Annotated in this window: 12 protein-coding genes; 9 read left to right on the forward strand and 3 right to left on the reverse strand. The window is 41.1% G+C overall.

The window, feature by feature from the left end; genetic code table 11:
• The first annotated feature begins 7 nt into the window (after positions 1-7).
• The gene (gltB, locus tag J5A74_07400) at positions 8-4,531 is read left to right on the forward strand and encodes a glutamate synthase large subunit (GenBank protein QUI95209.1); all 4,524 of its coding nucleotides are present in this window, start codon (positions 8-10) and stop codon (positions 4,529-4,531) included.
• 10 nt (positions 4,532-4,541) lie between these two features.
• Entirely contained in the window at positions 4,542-6,044 is a 1,503-nt protein-coding gene (locus J5A74_07405) for a glutamate synthase subunit beta (GenBank protein ID QUI95210.1), read from the forward strand.
• 55 nt (positions 6,045-6,099) lie between these two features.
• On the opposite strand, the gene J5A74_07410 is transcribed toward J5A74_07405, so the two are convergent.
• Genes J5A74_07410 through pyrB form a run of 3 tightly spaced genes read right to left on the reverse strand, consistent with a single transcriptional unit; the run spans position 6,100 to position 8,212 of the window.
• A complete protein-coding gene (locus J5A74_07410) occupies positions 6,100-6,867 on the reverse strand; it encodes a hypothetical protein (GenBank protein QUI95211.1) in 768 nt (255 codons plus the stop codon).
• Positions 6,868-6,869: 2 nt separating this feature from the next.
• Complete coding sequence (locus J5A74_07415) at positions 6,870-7,298, reverse strand: aspartate carbamoyltransferase regulatory subunit (protein ID QUI95212.1); 429 nt, start codon at positions 7,296-7,298, stop codon at positions 6,870-6,872.
• Entirely contained in the window at positions 7,292-8,212 is a 921-nt protein-coding gene (pyrB, locus tag J5A74_07420) for an aspartate carbamoyltransferase (GenBank protein QUI95213.1), read from the reverse strand. Before pyrB ends, J5A74_07415 begins: the two co-directional genes overlap by 7 nt.
• Before the next feature lie 167 nt (positions 8,213-8,379).
• Between pyrB and J5A74_07425 the strand changes: the two genes are divergently transcribed.
• The 7 genes from J5A74_07425 to J5A74_07455 all read left to right on the forward strand — a co-directional run bounded on the left by J5A74_07425 (position 8,380) and on the right by J5A74_07455 (position 16,322).
• A complete protein-coding gene (locus J5A74_07425; GenBank protein QUI95214.1) occupies positions 8,380-9,108 on the forward strand; it encodes an ABC transporter ATP-binding protein in 729 nt (242 codons plus the stop codon).
• Between the two features lie 20 nt (positions 9,109-9,128).
• Complete coding sequence (locus J5A74_07430; protein QUI95215.1) at positions 9,129-10,934, forward strand: hypothetical protein; 1,806 nt, start codon at positions 9,129-9,131, stop codon at positions 10,932-10,934.
• A complete protein-coding gene (locus tag J5A74_07435) occupies positions 10,934-12,364 on the forward strand; it encodes an ABC transporter permease (GenBank protein QUI95216.1) in 1,431 nt (476 codons plus the stop codon). The genes J5A74_07430 and J5A74_07435 overlap by 1 nt, the downstream gene beginning before the upstream one ends.
• 170 nt (positions 12,365-12,534) lie before the next feature.
• Positions 12,535-13,248 carry an IMP cyclohydrolase gene (locus J5A74_07440; protein ID QUI95217.1) on the forward strand — a complete coding sequence of 238 codons (714 nt, stop codon included), beginning with the start codon at positions 12,535-12,537 and terminating at the stop codon, positions 13,246-13,248.
• 10 nt (positions 13,249-13,258) lie between these two features.
• Positions 13,259-14,437 (forward strand): phosphoribosylaminoimidazolecarboxamide formyltransferase, encoded by a 1,179-nt coding sequence (locus J5A74_07445; GenBank protein ID QUI95218.1) that lies wholly within the window; start codon positions 13,259-13,261, stop codon positions 14,435-14,437.
• A 75-nt stretch (positions 14,438-14,512) separates the two neighbouring features.
• A complete protein-coding gene (galE, locus tag J5A74_07450; protein QUI95219.1) occupies positions 14,513-15,532 on the forward strand; it encodes a UDP-glucose 4-epimerase GalE in 1,020 nt (339 codons plus the stop codon).
• A gap of 55 nt (positions 15,533-15,587) precedes the next feature.
• On the forward strand, positions 15,588-16,322 hold the full coding sequence (locus tag J5A74_07455) for a DNA/RNA non-specific endonuclease (protein ID QUI95220.1): 735 nt from the start codon (positions 15,588-15,590) through the stop codon (positions 16,320-16,322).
• Positions 16,323-16,333 lie beyond the last annotated feature (11 nt).

Raw genomic sequence — 16,333 nt, forward strand, 5'->3', positions numbered from 1 at the left:
AAATATTTTGAAGTGTAACAGAGGATTATATCGAGCTGATTTTGAACATGATAATTGTGGTATCGGTGCGGTAGTAAATATTAAGGGAAATCAGACACATGCTCTCGTTGATGATGCCCTAAAAATTGTGGAAAATCTCGAGCATAGAGCGGGAAAGGATGCGGATGAAAAAACAGGAGATGGTGTTGGAATTTTGACTCAAATTCCCCACAATTTTTTGAAGAAAATCTGCAAAAAAGAAGAAATTGAGCTTGGCGATGCGAGAAGCTATGCCGTTGGTATGTTCTTTTTTCCACAAAATGAGTTACAAAAGAGACAATCCCAAAAGATGTTTGAAGTCATTACAAAAAAGGCAGGACTAAAGTTTTTGGGCTGGAGAAAAGTACCAGTTAATCAAGAAGTCTTGGGAACCAAGGCATTAAAGAGTATGCCAGATATCTATCAGGGATTTGTAGAAAGACCAAAGAAGGCAAAACAAGATATTGATTTTGATCGCATACTTTATGTTATTCGACGAGAATTTGAGCAGAGCAGCACACACACCTATGTACTTTCCCTTTCTTGTAGAACCATTGTCTATAAGGGAATGTTTTTGGTTGGACAGCTGAGAACATTTTTCCTTGACCTGCAGGATAAGGACTATTGTTCAGCAATTGCTATGGTGCACTCAAGATTTTCAACGAATACCAATCCAAGTTGGGAGAGAGCACATCCAAATCGAATGCTTGTTCACAATGGCGAGATTAACACCATTAAGGGCAATGTAGATAAGATGTTAGCTAGAGAGGAGACAATGAGCAGTGTTCATTTTTCTGATGAGGAGATGACGAGTGTGTTTCCAGTAGTTTCTTCTCAGGGATCAGATTCCGCTATGCTTGATAACACTTTAGAATTTTTAGTGATGTCAGGAATGGAACTTCCACTAGCAGCAAGCATTTTAATCCCAGAGCCATGGGCACATAATGATACAATTTCTCAAGAAGTAAGAGACTTCTATCAATATTATGCGACAATGATGGAACCATGGGATGGTCCAGCTTCTATTCTCTATTCAGATGGAGATGTTATGGGAGCAATTCTTGATCGGAATGGTCTCCGCCCTTCTCGCTACTATTTGACGAATGATGACCGCTTAATTTTAAGTTCTGAAGTTGGCGTATTGCCAATAGATGAGTGCAACATTGTGAGAAAGGAAAGACTTCATCCAGGAAAAATTCTTCTTGTCGATACAAAGAAGGGAAGGATTTTTACAGATGAGGAATTAAAGGAAAGGTATGCAACAAAGGAGCCTTATGGCGAGTGGTTAGACATGAATTTGCTCACCATGGACAAAATCAAGATGCCAAATGCAAGGATCAAAAATTTTGAAAAAGAAGATTTCTGTCGCCTATTAAAGTCATTTGGCTACAACTATGAGGAGTACACCGAAGAGATTGAGGCAATGGCCAGAACAGGCAATGAGCTTGTTGGAGCGATGGGAATTGATACGCCACTTGCAGTCCTTTCCAAGGAGTATCAACCATTATTTAGCTATTTTAAACAACTCTTTGCTCAGGTGACCAATCCACCAATTGATTCAATTCGAGAAAAGATCGTCACTTCGATGTCAGTCTATTTGGGAACCAATGGAAATCTTTTGTCAGAACAACCAGAAAATTGCCATGTATTAAAACTAGATAGTCCAATTCTTTCTGACCTTGATTTATTGAGAATTGAAAGTATTCAGGCACCAGGATTTCAAGTGGCCAGGGTTCCGATTACCTATTATAAGAGCACTCCAATGGAGCGTGTTCTAGAGCATCTTTTTGTCGAGGTAGACAAGGTCTATCGAGAGGGTGCTAATATTTTGATTCTTTCTGACCGAGGGGTAGATGAAAATCATGTGGCCATTCCATCTCTACTTGCTGTGGCAGCTGTACACGGACATCTGGTAAGAACGAAAAAGGCGACAGCTATGTCCATTATTTTGGAATCAGGAGAGCCAAGAGTAGTTCATCATTTTGCAACATTGTTGGGATTTGGTGCAAGTGCAGTCAATCCATATTTAGCTCATGCGGCAATTCAAAAGCTGTGCAGGGAGGATTTACTTGAAAAGGATTACTATGCTGCAGTGAGTGACTACGATATGGCAGTTTCTACAGGAATTGTAAAAATTGCGTCAAAAATGGGAATTTCAACGATTCAATCCTATCAGGGTAGCAAGATGTTTGAGGCCATTGGTATTGATCAGAAAGTCATTGATCAATACTTTACCGGAGTAGTCAGTCCTGTTGGAGGAGTTACCCTAGAAGATATTGAAAGGGCTACAGATGAACAACATTCCAAGGCATTTGATCCACTAGGCTTATATGTTGATTTGACAATTGAGAGTAAAGGAATGCATAAGATGCGTTCAGGTGGAGAGGAACATCGCTATAATCCAGCGACCATTCATTTATTGCAAAAATCAACTAGAGATGGAGATTATGAGGAGTTTAAGCAATACACACAGATGGTTGATCGGGAGGAGACAGGATATCTTCGCAGTTTGATGGACTTTGCCTATCCTGAAAAGGGGATAAAACTGGATGAAGTGGAGAGCGTAGAAAACATTGTCAAGAGATTTAAGACAGGTGCGATGTCCTATGGCTCAATTTCTCAAGAAGCCCATGAGGCAATGGCGATTGCAATGAATCGTCTAAAAGGAAAGTCAAACTCTGGTGAAGGCGGCGAGTCCGATGAAAGATTGGAATCTGCAGGCACGGCACATGATCGAAGTTCAGCGATTAAGCAGGTAGCCTCTGGTCGATTTGGTGTGACAAGTAGATACTTGGGATCGGCAAAGGAAATACAAATTAAATTGGCACAGGGAGCAAAACCTGGAGAGGGTGGCCATCTTCCAGCAAAGAAAGTTTATCCATGGGTGGCAAAGACGAGGCATTCTACACCTGGAGTGAGCTTAATTTCACCTCCACCACATCATGATATTTATTCCATTGAGGATCTTGCACAATTAATTTATGATTTAAAAAATGCCAATAAGAGAGCAAGAATTTCTGTCAAATTAGTTAGCGAGGCAGGCGTGGGAACGATTGCTGCTGGTGTAGCCAAGGCAGGGGCACAGGTTGTATTGATTTCTGGCTATGATGGCGGAACAGGAGCAGCACCACTAAGTTCTATTCACAATGCAGGTCTTCCTTGGGAGCTTGGACTTGCAGAGACACATCAGACATTGATTCAAAATGGATTGAGAAAGAGAGTGGTTATTGAGACAGATGGAAAGTTAATGTCAGGAAAGGATGTTGCGATTGCTGCCATTCTTGGTGCAGAGGAGTTTGGATTTGCAACGGCTCCACTGGTCACTTTAGGATGTGTGATGATGAGGGTTTGTAATCTTGACACCTGTCCAATGGGCGTGGCCACACAAAATCCAGAGTTGAGAAAACGCTTTGTTGGAAAGCCAGAATATGTAGAAAACTTTATGAGATTTATTGCCATGGAGCTTCGAGAGTATATGGCAAAACTTGGCGTAAAAACCGTGGATGAGCTTGTGGGAAGAACAGATCTTTTAAAGAAGAAAGAAGAACTTTCTGGTGTAGCAAAGAAAATTGACTTGAGTAAGATCTTATATAGAGAAGAAAATGTCACCTTTGACCCAAGTGCTCAGTATGATTTTAAGCTGGAAAAGACAAAGGATGAAGCTGTCCTTTTAAAAGATAAGGCCGTACTAGAGGCATTAGAAAAGGGAAAGAAGGCAAGAATATCGGCACACATTGGAAATACAGATCGAACATTTGCAACACTGCTTGGTGCTCAACTTACCCGCCTTCATCACAATGGACTGGAGGAAGATACAATCACCATTGACTGCCAGGGGGCAGGTGGACAAAGCTTTGGGGCCTTTATTCCAAAGGGATTGACACTTGATCTGGTAGGTGATGCAAATGACTATCTTGGAAAGGGACTTTCTGGTGGAAAAATTATAGTGAAAGCACCAAAGGATGCAGGATATAATCCACATGAGAATATTATTGTGGGAAATGTTGCTCTCTATGGGGCAACATCAGGAGAGACTTATATTGCAGGTATGGCTGGAGAAAGATTTTGTGTGAGAAATTCAGGTGCGATTGCCGTTGTCGAGGGAGTCGGAGAACATGGCTGCGAGTATATGACAGGTGGTAGAGCTGTAATTTTGGGAACGACAGGAAAGAACTTTGCTGCGGGTATGAGTGGTGGTGTTGCTTATGTCTATGACGAGGACAATAAATTGTATCGAAACCTGAATAAGGGAATGGTCTTGATGGAAAAGATGGAAAATAAGACTGACCGAGAGGAATTAAGAAGTATTCTGGAAAAACATTTGCACTACACAGGTTCAAAAAAGGCAGAGCAGATTTTAGCAAATTTTGAGGAAAATCTCATGAAGTTTAAAAAGATTATTCCAGAAGACTATAAGAAGTTGATTGGCTTGACTGTGATGTATGAAGAGCAGGGAATGAGTAGAGAAGATGCACAAATTGAAGCATTTTATGCTGCGACAGGAAATAAGTAGGAGAGGGAATATGGGAAAGACTACAGGATTTTTAGAATATGAGCGCAGGACGGGAGATAGTGTCTCTGCGGACAAGAGAATAAAAAACTTTGATGAATTCCATGCAACTCTCTCATTGGAGGAACAGCAGGAACAGGGAGCAAGATGTATGGCCTGTGGAGTGCCATTTTGTCAATATGGTGGCATGATTGCAGGAATGACTTCGGGTTGTCCGCTTCATAATTTGGTGCCAGAATTTAATGACCTTGTCTACAGAGGTCGATGGGAACAGGCATATGAGCGATTAGAAAAGACGCATGATCTGGCTGAGTTTACCTGTAAGGTTTGTCCAGCACTCTGTGAAAAGGCCTGCACTTGTGGAGCCAATGGGGAGCCAGTGTCTACTAAAGAAAATGAGAGAGCCATTATAGAATATGCGTATGCTCATGATCTAGTTAAGGAGATTTGCCCAAGTGCACGCACAGGAAAAAGAATTGCCATTGTCGGAAGTGGCCCAGCTGGACTTGCTGCTGCCCAGATGCTCAATCGCCGTGGACATTTGGTGACCGTATTTGAGCGAAATGACCGAGTGGGCGGATTATTGCGCTATGGTATTCCAAATATGAAGTTGGATAAAAGGAATATTGACCGAAGAGTTAGGCTTTTAGAAGAGGCGGGAGTGGAATTTGTCTGCAACACAAATGTCGGTGTGGATGTTACGGCAGAGGATTTGCAGTCAAAATTCGACCGAATTATTCTTTGCTGTGGTGCGTCTAAACCAAGGGACTTGGCTGTCAAGGGAAGAAATGCCAAGGGGATTTACTTTGCTGTTGATTTTTTGTCTGAAGTGAGCAAAAAGTTAATGGATTTTGACTATGATAGCGAAAGAGTGATGGAAAGTCGAGATTTTAGCTTTGAGAGTGTCAAGGGCAAGAAAGTTGTTATTGTTGGCGGTGGAGATACAGGAAATGACTGTGTTGGAACAAGCATTCGACTTGGTGCGGCAAGTGTTGTTCAAATTGAGATGATGCCAAAGCCACCAGTAAAGAGAAGTGAAAAAAATTCATGGCCAGAGTGGCCTAAGGTTCTCAATACAGACTACGGTCAGGAAGAGGCGATTGCAAAATTTGGTCACGACCCAAGAGTTTATCAAACGACAATTAAGGAGATTGTGGCGGATAAAAATGGCAATGTAAAATCTGTTATCACTGTGTCTTTAGAGCCAAAAATAGATGAAAAGACAAAGAAAATCAATATGATTGCCATTGAGGGAAGCGAAAAGGAAATCCCTGCTGATCTAGTATTGATTGCTGCTGGGTTTATTGGTGCACAGGACTATGTCAAGGAAGCATTTCAGACGGATTCAGATGCAAAAGGAAATATCTTGTCCAATCGAGCATTTGAGACATCAAAGAAAAATATTTTTGCTGCGGGAGATGTTCGCAGAGGACAATCCTTAGTTGTGTGGGCAATGGCTGAAGGAAGAGCGGTTGCAAAAAGTGTAGATGAATCTTTGATGGGCTATACAAATTAAAAATAAAATAGAAAATAAAAAATGCCTCTCCCCACTATTTTTGGGGGAGAGGTATTTATGTAGAGGGCATATTGGATATAAATTTTGGAATTGTGCCCTGAAAGTTTAATTTCATTATATGCTCGACCTTAGTTGAAGGATAGTTGGCATCTTTTAGCTTGTAATACAATGTGACATCAAATCCAGATTTTTGTCCCCGTGTAAATTTGATTTCCTTTGGGGAAACATCAGGGCGGTAAGAAATATAGATTTGACTGTTAGAGTCATAGTCCCAGTGAAGAGGTTGTTTCGCATCTGCATAATTCGTTGTTGTAGTTTCTTTGACATATTGGTCAATTTGATAAGAATTATAGGCAAATAACTTGACATCTCCTTCTTTTTTTTGGATTTTTTCTAGGTAAGACTTCTTGATTTCCTCAGGGATTTTTGTCTGCGGGGCATCAACATAGACAAGGACGGTACTCCAATCAATGGACTGGGGCTGATTGTAATCGCAGAGAAAAAAACCATAGTAATGTTCTCGAAAATAGGTTGCCAATGTCTTTAGTTCATTTTCATCAATGGACTGAAGGGCATAGGAATGTGTCTGTGTCTCGGCAGGATTTGTTTCTGTCGATGGGTAGGTTGTCACACTTTCCGAGATGCTAGAAACTTTATTTGGTCGATTGCCGAATAGGCTTTGCAAAAAAGTCAATCCCATCAGTACAATGAGTATGCCAATACAAATAGGGGCAAAGCGATCAAGTTTTTTCTTTTTCTTCTTTGGTGGGGCACCTGCTGGACTGGCAGGTGCCTTTGGTTTATCTTCTGGCTTTTTATCCATAGCTATTCATGCTTTTCATCGCAATACATACAGCGATAAGTCTCCGCCTTTTCGTCAGAAAGATAAAAGACATTGGGAAGTTCTTGTTCAATCGAAGTGATGCACCTTGGATTTTTACATTGAATGACATTGGTGATCTTTCTTGGCAATTTCAGCCTTTGCTTTTCGACAATCTTATTTTCGTGGATGATATTGACGGTGATGTTGTGGTCAATATAGCCAAGAATTTCAAGGTCAAGGGTCTCTAGGATATTGCCACCTTCAATCTTGATAATATCTTTTTTGCCCATTTTACTGCTTCTTGCATTTTTAATAATGGCCACTTGGCAGTCGAGCCGATCAAGCCCGAGGTGATAATAGATGTCAAGGCTCTTTCCTGCCTGAATGTGGTCGAGAACAATTCCCTCATTGAGTCCGCTAATATTTAACATGGTGTCACCCCCAATAAATTCATAATTAATGCCATTCGAACATATACACCGTATTGTGCTTGCTTAAAGTAGGCCGCTCTTGGGTCATTATCGACTTCTACGCTAATTTCATTGACACGTGGAAGTGGATGGAGAATATACATATTTTCCTTGGCAAGTTTTAGTTTCTTCTTATCTAAAATATAGGAATCTTTTAGTCGGATATAGTCCTCCTCATTGAAGAAGCGTTCTCTTTGCACACGAGTCATATACAAAATATCCAACTCAGGCATTGCACTGTCGAGGTCACCGACTTCCTTAAATTCGATATTTTTTGCGCTGAGAACATCTTCACGGATATACTCAGGAACACGAAGTTCAGGTGGAGAAATCAAGACAAAGCGAATATCTTCATAGCGAGATAGGGCGTTGATTAGAGAGTGTACAGTTCGACCAAATTTTAGGTCACCGCATAGACCGACGGTGAGATGATTGAGTCGCCCAGATAAGGAGCGAATGGTCATCAGATCCGTGAGCGTTTGTGTTGGATGCTGATGTCCGCCATCGCCAGCATTGATCACAGGGATGCGAGAGTATTGACTGGCAACCAGTGGGGCACCTTCTTTTGGATGACGCATGGCAGCGATATCCGCATAGCAAGAAATGACACGGATGGTATCGGCAACACTTTCCCCCTTGGAAGCAGAGGAAGAATCGGCAGAGTGAAAACCAAGAACACTTCCGCCGAGATTGAGCATAGCGGCCTCGAAAGAAAGTCTTGTTCTGGTGCTCGGTTCATAAAAGAGTGTGGCGAGTTTCTTTCCATCGCACACATGGGCGAATTTTTTTGGATCTACCTCAATTTGGCGAGCAACAGCCAAAATAGCATCAATTTCTTTGACGCTTAGATCTAGAGGGTTTAACAAATGTCTCATAATTTTGCTCCTTTTTTTTATTCAATATTATATCAATGCAAAACTTAAAGAACAAGAGTAAAATATTGGCAAAATAATCTTTAGAGAAATGAAATATATTTTTTTAGTAATTGTGTTATACTACGGATGCATATGGAAAAAAGTAGAGACAAAGAGAAAGGCAGGAAATGAAACAGAAGGAAAAGACAGTAATTTCGGTGGGAGAACCGATTATTATTGTAAAAAATTTATATAAATTTTACCAAGCAGGAAGTGAAAAAGTACATGCACTGGATGGTTTGGATTTTGAAATCAATAAGGGCGAATTTTGTGCGATTATTGGTCCATCGGGATCGGGAAAATCGACATTGCTCAATATGCTTGCCGGTCTTGAAAAACCAAGTAGAGGCGAAATTATTATTAATGGAAAACATATTGAAAAATTGAATGAAAATCAACTTGTGCGGTTTCGAAGGGATCATATTGGATTTATCTTTCAAAGTTATAATTTGTTGCAGACGATGAATGCGGTAGAAAATGTGGCTATGCCATTGATGTTTCGTGGAGTAGCCAAGGCAAAGCGAACGGAGATTGCAAAGGAGTATTTGCGATTGGTGGGACTAGAAAAATATATGTATCACAAGGGAAATGCGATGAGTGGAGGTCAACAGCAACGAGTGGGCATTGCCAGAGCACTGGCGATGCAACCAGATATTATTTTTGCCGATGAGCCAACTGGAAATTTGGATACAAAGACAACAGCAGAAGTTCTTGAATTGATGCAAAAGATCGTGAAAGAGAAACATCAGACTTTGATTATGGTCACGCACGATCCAGAAATTGCAGGTTTTGCCGACCGACAGATTCGCATTGTTGATGGAAAAATTAACAATGAATTTCGGCTAGATATTGTGTAGAGATTGGAGAGAAGATCAAAATGATAAAGAAAATAAAGATTTGCCTCATGGCTATATTTTTAATGAGTTCAGTGGTGAGCGTGCCAAGTTATGCCGCTCTTGTCAACATAGAAGGGAACAATTATCTTTCGCAGTCAAAGATTCCTCAGGGAAAGACAGGAAAAATAATGAATGTGACCTTTTCCTTCACGCCAGGAAGAGACTATGACAAGGCCTTCGCAGGCATTGCCTATGATGACCAGACCAATAGTAGAGATGACGGGACAGAGGGGGGAAATAATGATTTAAATAATGCCTTTCCGTTTGAGTTGACTTCGGAGACAACGAAACTTCGCTCTCTTGGAAAATTGCAAAAGGGAAAGAAGAAGACGGTTACCTTACAGGCCAGAGTCAGAAGGGATATCCCCGAAGGCTACTATGGTGTAAAAATTTATATCACAGATGATGGCAATAGCCATGATGTGGAAGAATATGTCAATGTATGGATTAGCAAGTCAACAGAGGCCGAGACAACCGAAGAGACGACAACCGCAGCACCAGATAAAAATGCACTATTTATGTTGGGAGAGGGACAGGAAACGCCCTATGGCGTGTATCCAAATGTCATGAATTTTGCAATTAATTTGCGAAATAATGGAAAGACTACCGCCTATGATGTCACCGCCCATATGGTGCTTGACAAAGACAGCAAAGTCTTTCCGTTTGACATCAATGAAGTTAGCTATGACCATTACTTTGATCACATCGATGTCAATCAAGTGATGCCGATGAATTACAGCTTTATGATCCGAAAAGATACCTATTCGGGAACCTATCCGATTAAGCTGCAAATTAGCTATCGAGATAAGGAATTTGGCGAGTTAAAGACCTTAGAAACAGAGTTTTATGTCAATATTAAAAATAAGGAGGAGGTGGAGACAACCACAGCTCCAGAGACAACAGCTGCACCCGAGTTTAATGCCAATGAGAGAAGTAAAGCAAGAATTGTGGTTGACAGTTATCAGACGATTCCCGAAAAAGTGATTGCTGGACAGGAATTTGAATTAGTGATTAACATGAAGAATGCGACAACAAATTTAAATGCCAGCAATATTTTATTTTCCTTGGAGTCAGAAAAGGTAAGTGATAGTGCAGTATTTACCACAAGTTCGGGATCAAATTCTTTTGTGGTCAATTCTTTGGCCGCAGGAGCGACAACACAACTTCGAGTGAAAATGACAGCAAAGCCAGGTGTAGACCAGCGTTCCTATGGCATTAAGATTGGAGAAAAATATGATTCTCCAGACTTTAAGAATGCGGAGGAATCGGTAAATATTGATGTTCCTGTATATCAGGTTGCTCGACTTGGAATTGGAAATATTGAGGCAGCACCAGCAAGCATTGCGGTCGGTGAGGAGAGCGATGTCACTTTCCAGATCAATAACACAGGAAAGGTTGTGCTCTATAATGTTTCTGCCAAATTTACAGGGGATAGCATCAAGGAAAATGAAGTCTATGTCGGAAATATTAAGCCAGGAGAAAGTGGCAATGTTGATGCGATGATTAAGGGAGCCAATGTCAGTACAGAAGATGAAAAGGTAAAGATTTTGATTTCCTATGAGGATGAAAATGGTCAAGTGAGCACCGAAGAAAAGGAAATGGATTTACCCGTGACCGATGCCAATGCTTCGACAGAGGAGACAAGTGGTGAAGAAGTTGTCGATGACAATACAAAAAAAGGATCTATTTTGCCTAAGATTTTAATTCCGTTGGTTGTTCTTGTTGGCGGCGGCAGTGGCGGATTTATCTACTATAAGAAGAGAAAGAAGAGAGAAGATGGAGAATAATGAAATTTATTGATTTATTGACCATGAGCTTTGGCAATCTTGTGCGAAGAAAGATGCGAACAGCATTGACCATTTTGGGCGTAATTATTGGAACGGCCTCGGTGGTCATTATGTTGTCCATTGGTATTGGAATGAAGGAAATGACGGACAAGATGTATGAAGGTGAGGGATCATTGACTCAAATTCAAGTTGATCCAAAAGATGATGTTGGTGGCAATGGGAAAAGTAATGCCAATCAACAGCAATATCTAAAGGATGAGGATATTCAACAGTTAAAGAGTTTGGAGCATGTGCAAGGCATTTCTCCCGTGATTGAGACGAGTGTCATTTTATTGCAGGGAAAGTGGATAAGTTTTGCCACCTTGACAGGATCTGACGAAGAGTATATGAAAAATTTGAAGTTAAAAGATGGCGAAATTCCAAAGGCCAGTGACAAGGAACTTAGAGCCATCTATGGCGATGCAGTGTTAGAGAGTTTTAATGATGCAAAGACAGGAAAAGGTTTTTTTGACACAGGAGTCAAGCCAGATGTTGATTATTCCGCTCCAATGTTTGTGATTTATGACACAGATGCCTATTATGCCTCAAAGACACCAAATTCAGCAAATTCAACAGATGCGGGAGCGGTTGGTGGAGCAGCAGATGCAGGGGGGAGTACAAGTGCATCGGGGGGAGATTCTACACAAAAGCCCAAGCCACCAAAGCGCTATCCTATTGCCAAAGCAGGGGAGCTAAAGAGTGAAGAAGATGGCGTGTATGGAACCTATAGTTATGGTGTGTATGTCAATATCGATCAGCTAAAGGCAGAGCTAAAAAAAGTTTTTCGAGGAAAGGCAATTCCCAATCAGCCGACAACCAAGAAGGGGAGACCGCTCAATTTTTGGGCCTATCAGCACTTGATTGTCAATGTAGATAAGATGAAAAATGTTGCCAGTGTACAAAAGAAAATGAAGGATCTTGGCTACAATGCAACTTCCAATGTCGAATGGATTAGTTCAGCAAAAAAGCAGACACAAATGATACAGATGATGCTTGGTGGTATCGGTGGTGTTTCCTTATTTGTTGCCGCCATTGGCATTGCCAATACGATGATGATGTCGATCTATGAGAGAACCAAGGAAATTGGAATTATGAAAGTTCTTGGCTGTGATATGAACAAGATTCGGGATATGTTTTTGATGGAATCGGCAATGATTGGCCTTGCTGGAGGAATGATCGGCATTGGAATTAGTTATGGCGTGTCTATCATTTTAAATCATCTGGGAGGAGCAAAGATGATTATGTCAATGGATGGGGACATTTCCATTATTCCACTGTGGCTTTCGGGACTTTCGGTGGTGTTTGCAGTGATTGTGGGTATGCTGGCTGGATTTTTCCCATCCATTCGTGCGATGCGTCTTAGCCCACTGGCTGCACTTCGAAATGAATAGGCTTGTAAAAAGAATAAATTTTTAGTATAATCAAAGAGCATATAACTGGCGAAGTGGAGCACCACAGGGAGTATGTAGATAGAAAATGTCGACCGCCTGGGCAGAACAAAGGTATCAATAGGTATTTTTGTTTTGTTTTGGCGGTTATTTTTTTGCAGAAAGGAAAGTTTATGGAAAAGATTTCACTGTATGAAGAATTAAGAAGTAATGCCTACCCAGGTAGAGGAATTGTCATTGGACAAAGCGGTGATGGAAAAAAGGTCGTGATTGCTTATTTTATTATGGGAAGAAGTAGCAATTCCAGAAATCGTATTTTTGTCACAGAGGGCGATGGTATTCGCACACAGGCTTTTGATCCGTCCAAACTTGAGGATCCTTCTTTGATTATCTATGCGCCAGTGCGAGTGCTTGGAAATAAGACGATTGTGACCAATGGAGATCAAACAGATACCATCTATGAGGGAATGGACACCCAATTGACCTTTGAGCAAAGTCTAAGAAGTCGAGAGTTTGAGCCGGATGCTCCAAATTATACGCCAAGAATTTCAGGAGTTGTGAGACATGAAAATGAGAAATTCCACTATGCACTCTCCATTTTAAAGTCTGATGATGGTGATCCAAGTTCTTGTCTTCGCTTTCACTATGCCTATGCAACACCAAAAGCAGGAGAAGGACATTTTATTCATACCTATATGAGCGATGGCAATCCATTGCCAAGCTTTTGTGGTGAGCCAAAGAAAGTAAAAATTGAAGGGGATATAGAGGAGTTTACAAAGAACTTGTGGGAGAGCTTAAATGAGGAGAATAAGGTTTCTCTATTTGTGCGCTTTATTGACCTAAAGACAGGGCAGGCACAGACAAAGATCGTGAATAAGAATCAATAAGGAGAAAAAAATGAAAGAATTACAATTAAAGTACGGTTGTAACCCAAATCAAAAGCCATCAAGAATCTTTATGGAAAATGGCAAGGACCTTCCGATTGAAGTGCTCAGTGGAAGACCTGGATATATTAATTTTCTTGATGCCTTCAATGGATGGCAGTTAGTCAGCGAATTAAAAAAGGCGGTGGGACTTCCTGCGGCAACTTCATTTAAGCATGTCTCTCCTGCGGGAGCTGCTGTGGGCAGACCGCTAAGTGATGTGTTAAAGAAAATTTATTGGGTGGAAGATGAAGAACTTAGTCCGTTGGCCTGTGCCTATGCAAGGGCAAGGGGAGCAGATCGCATGTCTTCCTTTGGAGATTTTATTGCTCTTAGTGATATTTGCGATGCGTCGACAGCCAAATTGATTAAGAGGGAGGTTTCCGATGGCGTGATTGCACCAGGATATACAGAGGAGGCACTTTCCATACTAAAGCAAAAGAAAAATGGCAACTACAATATTATTGCGATTGATCCCAATTATGTGCCTGAGCCAATCGAAAGAAAGCAAGTCTTTGGCATTAGTTTTGAGCAGGGAAGAAATGATCTGTCAATCAATGCTGATTTGCTAAAAGATGTGGTGACACAGAATAAAAACATTCCACAATCTGCAAAAGAAGATTTGGTGATTTCTTTAATTATTTTAAAGTATACTCAGTCAAACTCTGTCTGCTATGTCAAGGATGGTCAAGCCATTGGGATTGGTGCAGGTCAACAATCGAGAGTTCATTGTACAAGGCTAGCAGGGAACAAGGCTGATAATTGGTATCTTCGTCAAAATGAAAAAGTGCTTTCTCTACCATTTCAGGAAGGAATCAAGAGAGCAGAACGAGATAATGCCATTGATGTCTATATTGGAGATGACAGCGTGGAAGAATTATTAAGTGATGGCAGATGGGAGCATTTGTTTACAAGAAAGCCAGAGGAATTTACTAAGGAAGAGAAGAGAGCTTGGCTAGAGACATTGACTGGTGTATCCCTTGGATCCGATGCGTTCTTCCCATTTGGTGATAATATTGAGCGCGCAAGGCGAAGTGGAGTGGAGTATATTGCTCAGCCAGGAGGCTCAGTGAGAGATGACCAAGTGATTGCAACTTGCGATCAATATGGCATTGCAATGGCGTTTACAGGAATTCGCCTTTTCCATCATTAAAATATAAAAATAATTGACGCAATCTTGAAGTTTGATGTATAATATAGACAAAATTTATCTGTTGGAGGTAGAAGAATGTCAATATTAGTGACTGGTGGTGCGGGATTTATTGGAAGCCACACTTGCATTGAACTATTGAATTCGGGCTATGAGGTTGTTGTCGTGGATAATCTCGTCAATTCTAGCAAGAAATCATTGGAGAGAGTGGAACAAATCACAGGAAAGAAAGTTACCTTTTATGAGGTGGATTGTTTAGATAAAGACGGCTTAGAGCGTGTCTTTCACGAGCAAAAGATTGAGGCGGTCATTCACTTTGCTGGACTAAAAGCGGTGGGCGAATCGGTGTATAAACCACTGGAGTACTATCACAACAACATCACGGGAACCTTGGTTCTTTGTGATGTGATGAGAAATCATCAATGTAAGAATATTGTATTTTCTTCTAGTGCAACGGTGTATGGAGACCCAGCATTTGTGCCAATTACAGAGGAGTGTCCAAAGGGAGAGATTACCAATCCCTATGGTCGCACCAAGGGAATGCTCGAGCAGATTTTAACAGATTTACATACAGCAGATCCAGAGTGGAGTGTGATGCTTCTTCGCTACTTCAATCCGATAGGAGCCCATGAGTCGGGATTAATCGGTGAGAATCCAAGAGGCATTCCAAACAATCTTCTGCCGTATATCACACAGGTGGCTGTTGGAAAATTAGATTGTCTAGGTGTATTTGGAAATGATTATCCAACTCCAGATGGCACCTGTGTCAGAGATTATATTCATGTTGTGGATTTGGCTGATGGTCATGTCAAGGCATTGGATAAGATGTTAAGAGATGAAAAGAAGGTTAGAATTTACAATCTTGGAACAGGGGTTGGCTATTCTGTCTTGGATGTCATCAATGCATTTGAAAAGGCCAATCATTTGACCATTCGCAGGGAGTTTAAACCAAGAAGAGCGGGCGATGTACCACAGTGTTACTCCGATGCCACAAAGGCAAAGGAGGAACTTGGTTGGGTGGCCAAAAGAGATATCGAAAAGATGTGTCAGGATGCTTGGAGATGGCAAAAGAATAATCCAAATGGATTTGAAGATTAAAGTTTTTTGGGGGTGTGTCTTAGGCATATCCCCATTTTTTTAGAGGGAGAAAGTGTTGGAAGATTTAAAAAAGAATAATAAGCTAAAGACGATATTGGCCATTGTAGTCATTCTTGTACTCTATTTTTTTCGTGGCGTATTGCCAGGGGTGCATCAAACGGACCAAACACAACTTTCAGGAGATGTGCGCTATCCAGAGTTTTATAAGGTTGTAGGAAAGGCCAATATTTCTTCACAGGACAAAAAACTGAGAAAGGGAGATATTAAATACGATGGCTACGATCGCCTCAATCGAACATTAGCGGCTCATGGATATTTGACCTACAATAATATCAAGCGAGGTCAAGATGCCAGAGCTGACATCAGTAAAATCAAGCCAAGTGGTTGGGTGAGCAATGGAAGGGTCAGCGTAAAATATGCCAATGGAAAATCTTATAATGGAACATTTTACAATCGCTCCCATCTCATTGCCCATACGCTGGGTGGAGATGATAAAGGCTATAATTTAATTACAGGAACTCGGGCACAGAATGTGGGCACAGGGGATGGTGACGAGGGAATGCAATATCCAGAATCACTGGCAAAGAAGTATTTGACACAGAATAAAAAGGGAAGTTTGTATTATATTGCCACACCGATTTATCAGGGAGATGAATTGGTTCCTAGGGAAGTGACGGTGGATATTTTATCTGATGATGGAAGCATTAATCAACATATTATTGTGAGCAATGACATGCCAGGGTATCGCATTGACTATGCGACGGGAACCTATGCCCCAGTTGGCAGATAACTTTGAAAGGA

It is taken from the genome of Lachnospiraceae bacterium oral taxon 096 (genome assembly GCA_018141845.1).
Lineage (GTDB): Bacteria > Bacillota > Clostridia > Lachnospirales > Lachnospiraceae > F0428.

Bases quoted from the DNA above. Each gene is read 5' to 3' on its own strand.
- J5A74_07405 (QUI95210.1), top strand. From the start codon at position 4,542: ATGGGAAAGACTACAGGATTTTTAGAATATGAGCGCAGGACGGGAGAT.
- J5A74_07410 (QUI95211.1), bottom strand. From the start codon at position 6,867: ATGGATAAAAAGCCAGAAGATAAACCAAAGGCACCTGCCAGTCCAGCA.
- J5A74_07415 (QUI95212.1), bottom strand. From the start codon at position 7,298: ATGTTAAATATTAGCGGACTCAATGAGGGAATTGTTCTCGACCACATT.
- pyrB (QUI95213.1), bottom strand. From the start codon at position 8,212: ATGAGACATTTGTTAAACCCTCTAGATCTAAGCGTCAAAGAAATTGAT.
- J5A74_07425 (QUI95214.1), top strand. From the start codon at position 8,380: ATGAAACAGAAGGAAAAGACAGTAATTTCGGTGGGAGAACCGATTATT.
- J5A74_07430 (QUI95215.1), top strand. From the start codon at position 9,129: ATGATAAAGAAAATAAAGATTTGCCTCATGGCTATATTTTTAATGAGT.
- J5A74_07435 (QUI95216.1), top strand. From the start codon at position 10,934: ATGAAATTTATTGATTTATTGACCATGAGCTTTGGCAATCTTGTGCGA.
- J5A74_07440 (QUI95217.1), top strand. From the start codon at position 12,535: ATGGAAAAGATTTCACTGTATGAAGAATTAAGAAGTAATGCCTACCCA.
- J5A74_07445 (QUI95218.1), top strand. From the start codon at position 13,259: ATGAAAGAATTACAATTAAAGTACGGTTGTAACCCAAATCAAAAGCCA.
- galE (QUI95219.1), top strand. From the start codon at position 14,513: ATGTCAATATTAGTGACTGGTGGTGCGGGATTTATTGGAAGCCACACT.